The sequence below is a fragment of the Holophaga foetida DSM 6591 genome (assembly GCF_000242615.2).
GTDB lineage: Bacteria > Acidobacteriota > Holophagae > Holophagales > Holophagaceae > Holophaga > Holophaga foetida.
In genome coordinates, this window is record NZ_KI912268.1 from 2,005,214 (window position 1) to 2,018,398 (window position 13,185).

Here is a 13,185-nt window from a genome sequence, read left to right on the forward strand (position 1 = left end):
ACTGCCCATGTTTCTCGATCACATCACCCTCCACGTTGAGGCAGGCCACGGAGGCTCCGGGGCCGTGAGCTTCCGCCGCGAGAAGTTTGCGGAACGCGGCGGACCCGATGGCGGAGACGGCGGCCTCGGCGGCTCCGTCTTCGTTCAGGCCAACCGCGCCCTCAACACCCTGAACCCCTACCGGAACCAGCGCAATTTCGCTGCGGGCCGGGGCCTCCAGGGCGAGGGGTCCATGAGGCACGGCAAGGATGGCGCCGATGTTCTCCTGGAAGTGCCCCTGGGAACCGTTCTCAAGGACGCCGCCAGCGGGGAGGTCCTTGCGGAACTCTTAGAGGAGGGCCAGAAGGTCTGTGTCGCCCGGGGCGGCCGCGGCGGCCTGGGCAATGCCAACTTCAGGAGTTCCACCAACCGCACCCCCCGCCACGCCCAGCCCGGCGAGGAGGGCGAGATCCGGGACATGGACCTGGAGCTCAAGCTCATCGCGGATGTGGGTCTCGTGGGCTTTCCCAATGCCGGGAAGAGCACCCTGGTGAGCCGGGTCTCCGCAGCCCGCCCCAAGATCGCCAACTACCCATTTACCACCCTCGAGCCCCAGCTTGGGGTGGTGCCGATTGACGATGTGGAGAGCTTTGTCATCGCGGACATTCCGGGGCTCATTGAGGGCGCTGCCCAGGGGGCCGGTCTGGGCATCCAGTTCCTGCGTCATGTGGAACGCACCCGCATGCTCCTGCATCTGGTGGACCTCACGGATCCCATGCAAGAGCCCGAGGACGCCATCCGCATCATCGAAGGGGAGCTCAAGGCCTTCTCCGAGGTCCTTTACGCCAAGCCCCGCTGGCTGGTGGGCACCAAACTGGATGCCCTCCAGGATGAAGAGCGCCGGGATCGCTTCGAGGCCCTCTGCCACAAGCGGGGCCAAGAGCCCATCTTCATCTCCGGGGTGACGGGCGAAGGTATCCGGACTCTGGTCTTCCAGCTGGGCGCCAGCCTCGCCGCCCTCCCCAAGGCATGAGACGGATCGGTCTCCTGGGCGGGGCCTTCAACCCCCCCCACCAGGGCCACCTCCGGTTGGCGGAGCTGGCCCTGGAGCATCTGGGACTGGACGAGGTTCGTTTCATCCCCACCCACATCTCACCCCACAAGCCCACGGAAGGCCCCTCCGCCGCAACCCGACTCAAGCTCCTCAAAGAAGTCCTGGCGGCCTCGGGACGCCCCTTCAGCGTGGAAAGCATTGAGATCGATCGGGGTGGAACCAGCTATACGGTGGATACCCTGGAGGCCCTCCAGGGCCGGGACCCTGGCACCGCATGGATCTTTCTCCTGGGAAGCGATCAGCTGGCGATCCTCCCCTCCTGGCACCGCCTGGAGCGGATCCTGGAGCTGGCCTCCATGGCCGTGGCTCCCCGCCCGGACTTCGAGGCCCTGGTCCCGGAATCCCAGCTTGGCCGTGTGAGGCCAAGTTGGTCAGGCTCTCCAGGGGAGATCGTTTTCCTTCCGGGGACCCAGCTGGCCCTTGCATCCAGCCAAATCCGACGCAATCTGTCGGAAGGCCTTGTAGCTCCGGGGCTTCCGCCCCAAGTTCTGAATGCCATTCAACGCGAAAGCCTGTACCGTTGACAATTGATTTGGGAGATCGAATGAATCTGGACGCAAGACTTCTGGGATTGGTGGAAGCGGCTCGCTCGAAGAAAGCCCTGGACATCCACATCCTCGACGTTCAAGGAATCGCCACGTTCACGGACACATTTGCCTTTGTAAGCGGCACCAGCGACCGTCACAACCGCGCCGTTTCCGACGCCATCTTCGAGCGTCTGAGGCTGGAAGGGGAACGCCCCTTCTCGACGGAAGGCGATCAGAACGGCAACTGGATCCTGATGGATTACGGCGATCTCATCGTCCATGTCATGGATGAGGAGACCCGGCGGCACTACAACCTGGAAGGCCTCTGGGACCAGGGCCGGACCCTGGAGCTGCCTCCGGAGCTGCCCCCCTCCAACCTCGCCTAGGAGCAAGCCATGCCCGCCCCGCACAGCGCCTTCGACGCGATGCAGGCCCGTCTCAGGGCCGCCGCCGAGCTCTATGGCCTGGAGGAGGCCCTCTTCAAGGTGTTCATCACCCCGATGCGCTCCGTGATCGTGAGCCTTCCGGTACACATGGACGATGGCAGCTGGGAGGTCTTCACGGGGTACCGGGTGCAGCACAATATCGCCCGGGGGCCATCCAAGGGTGGCATCCGCTTCGATATGGGCGTGACCCTCGACGAGATCAAGGCCGGGGCCGCCTGGAACACCTGGAAGTGCGCCCTGGTGGATGTGCCCTTCGGCGGTGGCAAGGGCGGTGTGGTCTGTGACCCCTCCCGCATGAGCCAGGGGGAGCTGGAGCGCCTGACCCGGCGCTATACCGCTGAGATCATGGACATGCTGGGCTCGGACCGGGATATCCCCGGGCCCGACATGGGGACCTCGCCCCAGGTCATGGCCTGGATCCTGGATACCTATGCCATGCACGCCCGCCGCACCGACAATGCGGTCGTGACCGGGAAGCCCATCGGCCTGGGGGGCAGCCTGGGCAGGGCCGAAGCCACCGGGCGGGGCGTCCTCATCAGCGCCCGGGAGGCCATGCAGCGCCTCGGCAAGCCCTTGGCTGGCGCGACTGTGGCCATCCAGGGCTTCGGCAATGTGGGTTCCCAGAGCGCCCGTCTACTCCACGAAGCCGGAGCCCGTATCGTGGCAGTGTCCGATGCCAATGGCGCCATCCGGAATGATCGTGGAATCGATGTTCACGCTCTCATGAAGCACACGACGGAAACCAAGTCCCCGGTCGGATTCAAGGGAGCGGAGCCCATGGATGCCAAGGAACTGCTGCTGATGGCGGTGGACATCCTGGTGCCAGCCGCCACGGACAACCAGATCACCGAAGAGAATGCCATCAAGGTGCGGGCCAAGGTCATCGTGGAAGGCTCCAATGGCCCTACGACCCCCGAGGCTGACCCCATCCTGTTCTCCAACGGCGTCCTGGTGGTGCCGGACATCCTGGCCAGCGTCGGCGGACTCACGGTGAGCTACTTCGAGTGGGTCCAGAACCGCATCGGCTACTACTGGCGCGAGCGGGAGGTGAACGAACGGCTGGTGGAGTACATGACCCACGCATTCCAGGCTGTCTTTGCCACCACGGACAAGTACAAGACCACCCCCCGTATCGGCGCCTACATCCTCGCCCTGGATCGCGTGGCCCAGGCGTTGCATTCCCGAGGGTTCTACGCGTGAGCCACGAGCATACCCACGACCACGCCCTGCCCACCAAGCCCTCAAAGGCCTTCGCCCTGGCCATCGGGTTCAATCTCACCTTCGTGGCGGTGGAGTGGGTCTTCGGCATCATGTCCCACTCCCTGGCCCTGATTGCCGATGCGGGCCACAACCTCAGCGATGTGCTGGGACTCGCCCTGGCCTGGGCCGCCGTGGGCTTGGCCAGCCGGAAGCCCTCGGATCGCTTTACCTACGGATATGGTCGTTCCTCCATCCTCGCGGCTCTCTTCAACTCGCTGCTCCTGATGGCGGCCATCGGAGCCATCTCGTGGGAGGCGGTGCGCCGCTTGGCTTCTCCACCCCCCATCCAGGCGACCACGGTCATCTGGGTGGCCGCCGTGGGCATCGTCCTGAACACGGGAACAGCCTTGCTCTTCATGAAGGACCGGCACCACGATCTGAACCTTCGGGGGGCCTTCCTCCACATGGCCATGGACGCCCTGGTCTCCCTGGGCGTGGTCATCGGGGGTTTCCTGGTGATCTGGACCGGCTGGAACTGGGTGGACCCTGTCCTGAGCCTTCTCATCTCCCTGGTCATCCTGATCGGCACCTGGGACCTCCTGAAGAAGTCCTTCGTCCTTACCCTTGATGGGGTTCCCCACGCCATAGAGCTTCCAGAGCTCAGAGAATTCCTGAGCGCCTGGCCAGGGGTCTCCCAAGTCCACGACCTCCACGTATGGGCCATGAGCACCACAGAAAACGCCCTCAGTGCCCATCTGGTCATGGACCCCGAGGCCGACGAACCCGATCTGGCAGAGTTGGGTCACCAGCTGCACCACCGCTTCCACATCGACCACCCCACCTTCCAGGTGGAGTGGGGGGACCCGCTGCACCTCTGCAGGAACGGACACCGCTAGCCTACTTCAGCCCGTGTTTGGCCTTGAAGCCGCTCCACTGGGCCTTGAGTTCCAGGAATGCCTCGACATCCGGCACGGCCAGAAAGGGGTTGTAGGCCCGTTCCAGGGCAAGAGTGCTGCTGGGCCGTGCCCCGTAGTCGTGTCCCGGCCAGATGCTCGTGTGCTCAGGCCACTCCATGAGGAGGCGTCGGAGACTTGCCCACTCCTGGCGCGCCTGGGCCTCGGTCTGGGTCCCCCCCACCTTTCCCACGAATAGATGATCCCCGGTGATACCGACGTTCAGGCCCTCCACCAGGAAGGCCAGGTGGTCAAGGGTGTGGCCTGGCACCTCAAAGACCCCCATGGTGAACTCGCCGACGGAGAGACGATCCCCGTCCCGCAGCGTAAGATCCAGGGGTCCGGGGTGCTGCGGGCCTCCAGCCACCAGAGCCCCGGTCATGGCCTTGGCCTTGGCGTTGCCATTGGCGTGGTCGTGATGGCCATGGGTATTGAGGATATGGGTGATCCGGAGCCCTTGGGCCTGGGCGCGTTCCACTGCGGCTTCCGGATGGAAGGCGGGGTCCACCAGAAGCCCCTTCCCCGCTTCCCGATCCCCAAGGAGATAGGCGAAATTGCGGTCGCCACCGATCCGGATCTGTTCGAATATGAAACGCATAGCCCATTCTGGCGCACAATCGGACAAACGGAGGCAGTGAATGAGGATGATAGGTCTTTCCCTGGCAGCCCTGCTGGTGGCCCTTCCAGCCCAGGCCCAGCTATTCGAACGCCTCTTCAACCCCGATGTCGAGGTGACCCTCCAGCACCCGGCCGGACTCAAGATGAACATCCGGCGCGTGGCCTTCGCCCCGGTCACGAATCCCGTGGAGGAGGAATTGCTGGCGGCCTGCCTCGCCGATCTTTCGAACACGGAACTGGAGATCATGGACCGGGGGAACCTGGAGAAGGTCCTCAAGGAACAGAAATTCTCCAACTCCGGCCTGGTGGACAGCAATCAGGCAGTGGAGCTGGGCAGGCTCCTGGGAAGCCCGGTCCTTCTCCTGACGAAGGTCCATCAGTACAAGGTCACCCGCACCCCTTTGAAGGAAACCCGTCACTTCAAGAAGGACGGCAAGCAGGAAGTCAGGGTCACCTACACCTCCAAGACCCAGGCCGACTTCAGTGCCTCCGTCCAGGCCGTGGATCTGGCCACGGGCAAGGTCTTCGCCGCCCAGCGCATCGTGGCCAATCCCACCCTGACCCACACCTCGAACGAGGGGCAGCCGGACTATCCATCGGATACCGAGATCCGGGAAAAGGCCTTCCAGTCCGCTCTGACCACGGTGCGCCGACTGCTGCTCCCCTGGACGGAAGTTCGTAAGCTCATCTTCTATGACGACAAGGAATATGGCATGAAGGAGGCTCACAGGCGCCTCAAGGCAAAGGATTATCCAGGTGCACTGACCCAGGCCCAGGACTCCCTGAAGCAGGCCAAGGCCGACCCCCAGGCCAAGCCGAAACACCTTGGGCGGACCTCCTACAACGTAGGCATGGCTTACTTCATCCTGGGCGATTACGACAGCGCACTGCCCTATCTCTTTGCTGCCCAGAACACGGATGCCGAGAATGGGATCTACCGGGAGGCGAGGGCCGACTGCGAGCGGGCCATCACGCTGATGAAGGGCATGGCCGAAGCCGAAGCCAAGGGCGCCATGATGAACGGGGGCAGTCTTCCAACGAAGGCGACCTCCACGGAGCCCCAGCTCTCCCCGGAAGAGCGCATGGAACGCCTGGACAGGCTCCGGAAGAAGGGCCTCATCTCCGCAGACGAGTACAACCAGAAACGGAATGCAATAATGAACGAATTATAACCATCACCCCAACCGGCTCCCCTGCCTTGCGACAGAGCCGGTTGGGGTGATTACTGCGGGCTACTCAGCCTTCTTCTTCAGTCCGATGTGGGTGCGGAATTCGTCTTCCACCTGCTCGGTGTCCTGGGCGTTGTAGAGCACCAAGTTCCGCAGGTGTTCAAAGCTGTCCACCCCCAGAATCTTGTTGAACTGGAAGGCCGTGCCCTCAGGGTAGTTGTTGACGACCACACCCTCGATCTCGACCTCGATCTCGCCACCCGCCAGGAGGATGGAGAGATTGCAGACGGTACCTTTGGGAAGTGCTTCCTGGGTGTGGATCAGCATCCCCTTGAGGCTGACGTTCTGGGAGCCGGTATTCGGGATGGCCCTCCCACCCACCGTCACACGCACATCCAGGCTCGTGGGAACCCTCGTAAACTCTCGTTGGCTGAAGCCCTGATCCATGGTGGCAACCCCTTGAAGATCTGCCTGCGAAACGACTGTCCTATCGGCTGGTTCTGAGGCCAGTATAGTCTTCAGCGGTTGTCCTTGGAGCGCTCTTCCCGACGATCCCGATTGGGGCGGCTCTCCTTGACTTGGGCAGGGGATTCCTTGACCGCAGCAGGCCGTTCGACGCTGGGCCGAGCCTCCCGCTGCTCAGCAGAGCCCCGGGGTGTCTGCACCCTCTGGGGGCGCGCGACATCGCCCGAGTTCCGCTGTGGCTGCACCGGTTCGACGCGACGGACTGGGCGATCCCCCTCCTGACCGCGGGGCTGCTCACGGCGAGGAACCACGACTTCACCGGGATTCTGCCGCGGCTGCACCGGTTCTGTGCGACGGCCAGGGCGATCCCCCTCCTGACTGCGGGGCTGCTCGCGGCGAGGAACCACGACTTCACCGGGATTCTGCCGCGGCTGCACCGGTTCTGTGCGACGGCCAGGGCGATCCTCCTCCTGACCGCGGGGCTGCTCACGGCGAGGAGCCACGCCCCCCTCCTGCACCCGACGGGCATCCGGCCGTTCAGACCGCCGCCACTGGCGCTCACGCTCCAGGAAGCCGCGCGGGGACTGCGGTCTGCCGACAGGCGTCCCGGGTCGGGGCGCGGCCTGGGCATCCCGGGCGGCGAAACGGTACACCTTGCGCCCAGTAGCCTGTTCAGACCGCCGGGAGTAATCAAGCAGCCGCTCCCGCCGGAGGTCCCGCTGCTGAACGAGCCGCCGGAACTGGTTCGGGTCCCGGATTTCGCCAGGCCGGACAATCAAAGGGGTCCGGTGCCAGGGCGGGGAGAGAGGCCGATCCCCACGAGGACCGAAGTCCCGGAGGTTCCGCCACCCGTGGTGCATGCGGTGGTGGATCCCGGGAGCCCAGATGAAGTTGATCGACACCACATTCCAGCAGTACCCGCCATTCCACTCGCCATACCCCCAGGTGCAGGGCGCATCGTAGTAGCCCAAGGGGGCCCATCCAAAGTAGACATCGGAGTTCTGCCAAGCCACCCAAGCGGGACTGAAATGGATGCCGGGAATCCAGTACCACCCAAGAGAGAGGGTCCAGCCCCAGCGGCCGTAGTGGTGGGTCACATAGCCCCAGGGCTCGTCACTCACCCAAGTCATGCCACCGGGCGCCCCCGCCAGTAAGGACGCCAGTCCTGAGAGACGCCACGGGGGCGCCAGCAATAGGATTGGGTCTCGTCGACGTATATCCAGTCCCCATTGCCGCTCAGTTCCTCAGCGTAGGGACGGATCTCCTCAGGAACCCGGTCCAGGTCCGGGCTGCGTCGCTGCGCCAAACGGGGCCCACTCCATTTCTCGAAGTCGTCCAGATCATAGGTGTTGAAGTCGCGGATCCGGTTGAGGCTGTCCTTGGGAGAGTTGAGTCGGAGCCATTCGCCCGCCCCGAGAGTGGCCTGATCCTCCTGGGTCCGGACCGAGGCCCGGGTGGAGAAGACCTTCACCTCCAGGGAATGCCGCTCCATGCCGACGGCCACGTTAGCCTTTTCCCCAAAGCTCACGCTTCCCAGGGGAGAGTCCACCCGCACTCGGGTATCGGCCTCGTTGCCCACGGAGATCCGCAGCCGACCCGTTTCCAGCGTCAAGAGCACCTGACGTTCACCCTGACGATCCATAAAAAGAGCCGCCACAGTGAAGCGGGTGCCCGCATCAAAAGCCACCCGGCTCCCGTCGCCCAGTTGCAAAACACCACGACCGCGGCTTTCCACAACGTCACCCTCACCCACCGGGGTTCCGGTGCCCAGGGCCTCCTCCACGTCTCCCTTCCGGATAGTGGCCTCGCCTTCCAGCACCCGCACCTGGGCGTAGCGATCAGCCGATTCTCCAGCGTATTCGTCCTGCTCGTCGTCAACCTGGGCCAGCACCGGGGGTGCGGCAAAGATCGCAGCGGGCAGCAGCAGCGCCAGAGGAATGGATTTGCAATCGATGGAAACCATGGAAGCCTCCTGGAATTAGAGGGTGTCCCCCCACTTCCATACCGATCCTAGCCAAGAACGCGCCAATCTACCCCAATTCCTGAATCTTCTTTTCCAGACGCTCCGTCGCCTTATCCACCATCTCCTTGACCTCGGATCGGGTGTCGCGCTGATCCTTATCGGACTTGCGCTCCATCTGCATGACCGACTTCTGGAGGGCGTTCATGACGCCCTTGATCTCATCCAGGTCATCCAGGATCTGGTTCAAACGGGAATCAGGGGGGCGACTGTTGCTGAACACCCCCATCCCCGCGAGAACGGCAGCAATGGCAGTCATAAGCAGGATCAGAATGAGAAGACCGTTGGCCATGATTGGAACCTCTGTTCCTAATCCTAGTGCGGAAAAAGGCACGCGATGCGTGCCTTTTTCACAACCGGGCGGGTGGCCTACCCGAATCAGCGACTGGGATTGGAAACCGTCTGGGTATCCAAAGGAGTGCGAGAGACAGAGGGCTGCATGGGAAGGACCAGTTCCCGGGCCTTCTGGGCGCCCTTGGGGGAGCTCCTCGCCAGTACCAGCTCGTTCTGGGTGGCCTTGACCTGGGCAGCAGCGTCCTCGGAAGCCTTGGCCAAGCGCTGCACCTCCATCTCTTTCTGCTGGACGGCAGCAGCGAGAGCATCGGCCTTGCGCTTCTGGATGGTCCCCCAGGTCCCGAGACCTCCAAGGGCAAGAGCCACGGGCAACCCAGCCGCCAGAAGCATGGGCCAGACCCTTCGGGTCTTCACAACGGAAGCGTGTTGGCGCCTCGTGGCCTCCCGGCGCAACTCTTCAGCAAGATCCAGGACCTCGGGAGAAAGCTGAGCCTTGGCCCGGACGGGCATCTTGGGATCGAGCCCCAGCAGATCCTTCAACTCCATGCGGAGCTCCTGATCGGCGGTGGATTCGTCACAAGCGGTTTCATGCCATGACATGGGCGCCTCCTGAGGTATTGAGTTGATCGCGCAATTGGGCCTTGGCGCGATGGATACGAGTCTTGACTGTGGCTTCAGGGATTTCCAGGATTTCGCCAATCTCCCGAATGGACAGGCCTTCCACGACGAAGAGCCAGAGGGCTTCCCGGAACGTGGGGGAAAGGGTCCGCATCCGCTCCCGGATCTCGCGGCTCAGAAGCAGGTCTTCCGCCTCGGGGGCCCTGCCGGGCTCCATGACCACTTCGAGGCTCAGGTTCTGGTTCTTCATGGGACGCCGCTCCGTGAGGGAAAGGGTCCGAACCGTACCGTAAAGGAAAGCGGCCGGGTGGTCCACGGGCTCCTCACGCTGCATGAGGATGACGAAGGCCTCCTGGGCGATGTCTTCGGGATAGGTGGCGCCATAGCGCCGGGCATAGGCCACGAGCCTCGGATAGAGGTCCGCAAAGGCCTGATGGAAATCGGCGACATCCCCGAAGGGGGTCGTAGTGGTGGTGTCTGGGGCTTGCATGCATCGCTCCGCAAAAGGTATGCGAGATCCGCCCACGAGGTTCCTGGCAAATCCCCGGCGCGGAGAAGATAGTCTATTGGCTATGTCGAGCGACTTGCGAGCGTGGCGGGAAACCCTCCAGGATCTGGGGGTCATGGGGCTCGTTCCGCCCCCAGGCTCAGCCCATGCGCCTCCCCCCCCCCCCCAACCTCAGGCGGCACCGGCCCCACGGTCGCCTGCGGCTCGGCCTGCCCCGGCCCAGTCAGCCTCGCCTCGCCCCCCGGTCAGACAGATGGAGGCCGCCCCCGCCTTCCAAGTCCCCAGGGATCCCATCGGGTGCCCCTCCATGGAGGCGGTTTCGTCCGCCTCCAGCCTCCAGGATTTGGAGTCCCGGATCAATGGCTGCCTGGCCTGCCCCCTGGGACCTGGACGCATCCGTTTCGTGTTCGGGGAAGGCAACCCCAAGGCCCGCATGATGTTCATCGGGGAAGGTCCGGGCAGGGATGAGGACCTCCAAGGCCGTCCTTTCGTGGGCAAAGCCGGGGAACTGCTGGACAAGATGATCGGCGCCCTGGGTTACCAGCGCGAGGATGTCTACATCGCCAACGTGGTGAAGTGTCGCCCCCCGGACAACCGGACCCCGACCCCCCAGGAGGCCCAGGCCTGTCTGCGCTATCTCCGGAAGCAGATCGAACTGATCAGCCCAGGCGTCATCGTCGCCCTGGGTGCCACCCCCCTCCGGGAGCTGCTGGGCGTGACCACCGGCATCACACGGATCCGGGGTCAGTGGCAGCGCCTGGACGGAATCCCGGTCATGCCGACCTTCCACCCTGCCTATGTTCTGCGCCAATACACCCAGGATGTGCGGCGAGCCGTCTGGATGGATCTTCAGGCCGCCAAGATCTGGCTGGATGAGCACCCCTAGGACATCAGGCCTTGGGTTCCATCCAGATCTGAGGTAAGCTGGTTGTCCGTCGAAGTTGGCCTCAACCCACCGAAGGAACCGGGGCTCCGAACGATCAAGGAGCGCCCTGGCCGGAACAGGTTTCCGGCCTAACCAGCGAGGGGACAACGCATAAGCGCTGGCCAAGCGAAAGGAGTTCAACCATGGAAGTACTGCTCATCGAGAACGTGACCCACCTTGGCGTCCGCGGCGACGTCGTCAACGTCAAGGACGGCTATGCCCGCAACTTCCTTCTGCCCCGCAAGAAGGCCCTCCCCGTGACCGCTGGCAACAAGCGCCAGATCGAACTGGAGAAGGAGCGCGCCCAGAAGATCCGCGCCAAGGAGCTGGCTGAGGCCCAGGATCTCAAGACCCGCCTGGAGGCCGTGAGCCTCAGCGCCGCCAAGAAGGCTGGCGAGAACGGTCAGCTCTTCGGCTCCGTTACCAATGGTGATATCGCCGACCTCCTCAAGGCCAAGGGCTTCGAGCTGGAGAAGCAGGCCATCAGCCTCCCCCACGTCAAGTGCGTCGGCAACTACGACATCGATGTCCGTCTCTACACCGGTGTCCACGCCAAGCTGAGCATCGAAGTCACGGCTCTGGCCGCCGAATAGACCAGAGTCCGAACCCGAACGGAGCCGGAACCAGCGTTCCGGCTCCTGTGGGCCCTTTTCATTCTTTTCCGGAGAAGACTCCATGACCAAGTCCGCTGCCAAGCCTGAAACCCTGGGCATCCCCGAGCTGTCCGCCTCCCTCGCCGAGGCCCACGACCTCACCAAGGCCCGTGCCAAGGCCATCCTCGACGGCCTGCGGGACGAAATCGTCGAGGCCGTCCTGGCCGGCAAGCGTGTAAACATCTTCGGCCTGGGCACTTTCGAAGTCCGCGCCACCAAGGAGAAGATGGGCCGCAACCCCAAGACCGGCGAATCCATCAAGATCCCCGCCGGGCGCAAGGTCGTCTTCAAGGCTGCCAAGGGTCTGAAGGATCAGATGTAGTCTCTCGACTACCTCCGGTGAAGAAGGCCGCCGCAAGGCGGCCTTCGCCGTCCCCGGCGGCAAATGAAGTAGAGTTGTTCCAGGGCAGTGCGGTCCTTGTGAAGTGGCAGCACCGGTCCGAGGCATTGGGGAACGCATGGACGGCTTGCGCAGGAGGCTCTTCTGGACTGGGTGGGACCTGGGTATGGGCACCCTGGTCGGAGCCCTCTCCGGCACGGCTTCGGCCCTGTTCCTCTGGCTCCTGGAGCGCACGATCCGCCTGCGGGTAGACCACCTTTGGCTCATCGCCCTGCTCCCATTCTTTGGCTTCATCGCCACCTGGATCTACCAGCGCTGGGGCAAGGAGGCTGAACGGGGAGGCGCCTTGATCCTGGACGAGGTAATGAACTTCAGCGGCAAGGTCCCCACACGCATGGCCCCGCTGGTGCTCACAGCCACCCTGCTCTCCCACCTCGGCGGCGCTTCCGTGGGACGGGAGGGCACCGCCGTACAGATGGGGGCAAGCCTGGCCCGGACCATCGGAAAGCTTCCCTGGCGCTGGCTGCGCCTGACCCGTTCCCGGCAGCGGCTTCTGCTCATGGCGGGCGTGTCGGCGGGTTTCGGCTCCCTTTTCGGCACCCCTGTGGCCGGGGCGGTTTTCGGCCTGGAGGCGATCGCCATTGGAAAGATGCACTACGAAGGCCTGCTGATCTGTGCCGCCGCCAGCTTCGTCGGTAACGCAGTGGCGCGGGGTTGGGGCATCCACCATGCCCTCTTCCACCCTGCCGCCCTGGCCCCCAGCCTCCTCCTGGCCCTCAAGCTTGCCGCTTTCGCCATCCCGGTGGCCCTGGTGGCTGGCGCATTCTCAGAGTTGACCCAGGGGCTGGGACGATGGAGTCGGAGGTTCATCGAAAATCCCTACCTCCGAGTCGTCATCGGCGGATTCGTCATCATCGCCCTTTCCCTGGCCCTCAGGACCACGGCCTATCTGAACCTGGGCACGGAGTGGCTCCCGAAAGTCTTCGAGGGCGCCAGCCCTGTCCCCCCCTGGTCCTTCGCGCTGAAGCTCCTCTTCACCTCCCTCACTCTGGGATTCGGCTTCAAGGGGGGCGAGGTCACCCCCCTCTTCGTGATCGGCTCTCTCCTGGGGGCAGCACTGGCCCCCCTGCTCGGACTTCCGGTGCCGTTCATCGCCGCCGTTGGCTTCGTGGCCGTCTTCGCCGCCGCCAGCAACACCCCCATCGCCTCCACCCTCCTCGGCGTGGAACTCTTCGGGGCCGCCTTCGCCGGCCCCATGCTCATCACCTGCTTCCTGGCCTATGTTCTGGTGGGACACCGGGGCATCTACGGTGGCTACCGGGTGGGCACCCCCAAGTAGCCAGATGAATCCCCTTC

At 64.0% G+C, this 13,185-nt stretch carries 17 protein-coding genes; 10 read left to right on the forward strand and 7 right to left on the reverse strand.

Translation table 11 applies throughout. From position 1 onward, the window contains the following. Nucleotides 1-7: 7 nt before the first annotated feature. Genes obgE through HOLFODRAFT_RS0208810 form a run of 5 tightly spaced genes read left to right on the forward strand, consistent with a single transcriptional unit; the run spans nucleotide 8 to nucleotide 4,162 of the window. Nucleotides 8-1,012 carry a GTPase ObgE gene (obgE, locus tag HOLFODRAFT_RS0208790; RefSeq protein ID WP_005037938.1) on the forward strand — a complete coding sequence of 335 codons (1,005 nt, stop codon included), beginning with the start codon at nucleotides 8-10 and terminating at the stop codon, nucleotides 1,010-1,012. Continuing rightward, entirely contained in the window at nucleotides 1,009-1,617 is a 609-nt protein-coding gene (nadD, locus tag HOLFODRAFT_RS0208795; protein WP_005037939.1) for a nicotinate (nicotinamide) nucleotide adenylyltransferase, read from the forward strand. The genes obgE and nadD overlap by 4 nt, the downstream gene beginning before the upstream one ends. Before the next feature lie 20 nt (nucleotides 1,618-1,637). After that, complete coding sequence (rsfS, locus tag HOLFODRAFT_RS0208800) at nucleotides 1,638-2,006, forward strand: ribosome silencing factor (RefSeq protein ID WP_005037941.1); 369 nt, start codon at nucleotides 1,638-1,640, stop codon at nucleotides 2,004-2,006. Nucleotides 2,007-2,015: 9 nt separating this feature from the next. Next, nucleotides 2,016-3,266, forward strand: coding sequence for a Glu/Leu/Phe/Val family dehydrogenase (locus tag HOLFODRAFT_RS0208805; RefSeq protein WP_005037942.1), 1,251 nt, complete (start codon nucleotides 2,016-2,018; stop codon nucleotides 3,264-3,266). Further along, nucleotides 3,263-4,162: a cation diffusion facilitator family transporter gene (locus tag HOLFODRAFT_RS0208810; RefSeq protein ID WP_005037944.1), complete on the forward strand. Its 900-nt coding sequence runs from the start codon at nucleotides 3,263-3,265 to the stop codon at nucleotides 4,160-4,162. Before HOLFODRAFT_RS0208805 ends, HOLFODRAFT_RS0208810 begins: the two co-directional genes overlap by 4 nt. A 1-nt stretch (nucleotide 4,163) precedes the next feature. Here HOLFODRAFT_RS0208810 and HOLFODRAFT_RS0208815 read toward each other — a convergent pair whose 3' ends face one another. Continuing rightward, entirely contained in the window at nucleotides 4,164-4,817 is a 654-nt protein-coding gene (locus HOLFODRAFT_RS0208815; RefSeq protein ID WP_005037946.1) for a hydroxyacylglutathione hydrolase family protein, read from the reverse strand. Nucleotides 4,818-4,857: 40 nt separating this feature from the next. On the opposite strand from HOLFODRAFT_RS0208815, the gene HOLFODRAFT_RS0208820 reads away from it, so the two are divergent. Next, nucleotides 4,858-6,009 carry a CsgG/HfaB family protein gene (locus tag HOLFODRAFT_RS0208820; protein WP_005037949.1) on the forward strand — a complete coding sequence of 384 codons (1,152 nt, stop codon included), beginning with the start codon at nucleotides 4,858-4,860 and terminating at the stop codon, nucleotides 6,007-6,009. A 60-nt stretch (nucleotides 6,010-6,069) separates the two neighbouring features. Here HOLFODRAFT_RS0208820 and HOLFODRAFT_RS0208825 read toward each other — a convergent pair whose 3' ends face one another. From HOLFODRAFT_RS0208825 to HOLFODRAFT_RS22920, 6 genes are all read right to left on the reverse strand, one after another. Further along, the gene (locus HOLFODRAFT_RS0208825) at nucleotides 6,070-6,453 is read right to left on the reverse strand and encodes a PilZ domain-containing protein (RefSeq protein WP_005037951.1); all 384 of its coding nucleotides are present in this window, start codon (nucleotides 6,451-6,453) and stop codon (nucleotides 6,070-6,072) included. A 71-nt stretch (nucleotides 6,454-6,524) separates the two neighbouring features. Next, nucleotides 6,525-7,601, reverse strand: coding sequence for a DUF6600 domain-containing protein (locus HOLFODRAFT_RS24480; protein ID WP_005037952.1), 1,077 nt, complete (start codon nucleotides 7,599-7,601; stop codon nucleotides 6,525-6,527). After that, a complete protein-coding gene (locus HOLFODRAFT_RS0208835) occupies nucleotides 7,598-8,434 on the reverse strand; it encodes a FecR domain-containing protein (protein WP_005037954.1) in 837 nt (278 codons plus the stop codon). Before HOLFODRAFT_RS0208835 ends, HOLFODRAFT_RS24480 begins: the two co-directional genes overlap by 4 nt. 67 nt (nucleotides 8,435-8,501) lie before the next feature. Continuing rightward, a complete protein-coding gene (locus tag HOLFODRAFT_RS0208840; protein ID WP_005037956.1) occupies nucleotides 8,502-8,783 on the reverse strand; it encodes a hypothetical protein in 282 nt (93 codons plus the stop codon). An 86-nt stretch (nucleotides 8,784-8,869) separates the two neighbouring features. Continuing rightward, on the reverse strand, nucleotides 8,870-9,385 hold the full coding sequence (locus tag HOLFODRAFT_RS0208845; RefSeq protein ID WP_005037958.1) for a hypothetical protein: 516 nt from the start codon (nucleotides 9,383-9,385) through the stop codon (nucleotides 8,870-8,872). After that, nucleotides 9,372-9,893 carry an RNA polymerase sigma factor gene (locus HOLFODRAFT_RS22920; RefSeq protein ID WP_005037960.1) on the reverse strand — a complete coding sequence of 174 codons (522 nt, stop codon included), beginning with the start codon at nucleotides 9,891-9,893 and terminating at the stop codon, nucleotides 9,372-9,374. Before HOLFODRAFT_RS22920 ends, HOLFODRAFT_RS0208845 begins: the two co-directional genes overlap by 14 nt. A 271-nt stretch (nucleotides 9,894-10,164) precedes the next feature. On the opposite strand from HOLFODRAFT_RS22920, the gene HOLFODRAFT_RS0208855 reads away from it, so the two are divergent. The 4 genes from HOLFODRAFT_RS0208855 (at nucleotide 10,165) to HOLFODRAFT_RS20275 (ending at nucleotide 13,168) form a co-directional block, all read left to right on the forward strand. Then, the gene (locus tag HOLFODRAFT_RS0208855) at nucleotides 10,165-10,797 is read left to right on the forward strand and encodes a uracil-DNA glycosylase (RefSeq protein ID WP_005037962.1); all 633 of its coding nucleotides are present in this window, start codon (nucleotides 10,165-10,167) and stop codon (nucleotides 10,795-10,797) included. 182 nt (nucleotides 10,798-10,979) lie between these two features. Then, nucleotides 10,980-11,429, forward strand: coding sequence for a 50S ribosomal protein L9 (gene rplI / locus HOLFODRAFT_RS0208860; protein ID WP_005037964.1), 450 nt, complete (start codon nucleotides 10,980-10,982; stop codon nucleotides 11,427-11,429). An 82-nt stretch (nucleotides 11,430-11,511) separates the two neighbouring features. Next, entirely contained in the window at nucleotides 11,512-11,811 is a 300-nt protein-coding gene (locus tag HOLFODRAFT_RS0208865) for an HU family DNA-binding protein (protein WP_005037966.1), read from the forward strand. Nucleotides 11,812-11,947: 136 nt separating this feature from the next. Further along, nucleotides 11,948-13,168 (forward strand): chloride channel protein, encoded by a 1,221-nt coding sequence (locus tag HOLFODRAFT_RS20275; protein ID WP_005037970.1) that lies wholly within the window; start codon nucleotides 11,948-11,950, stop codon nucleotides 13,166-13,168. Nucleotides 13,169-13,185: the final 17 nt, after the last annotated feature.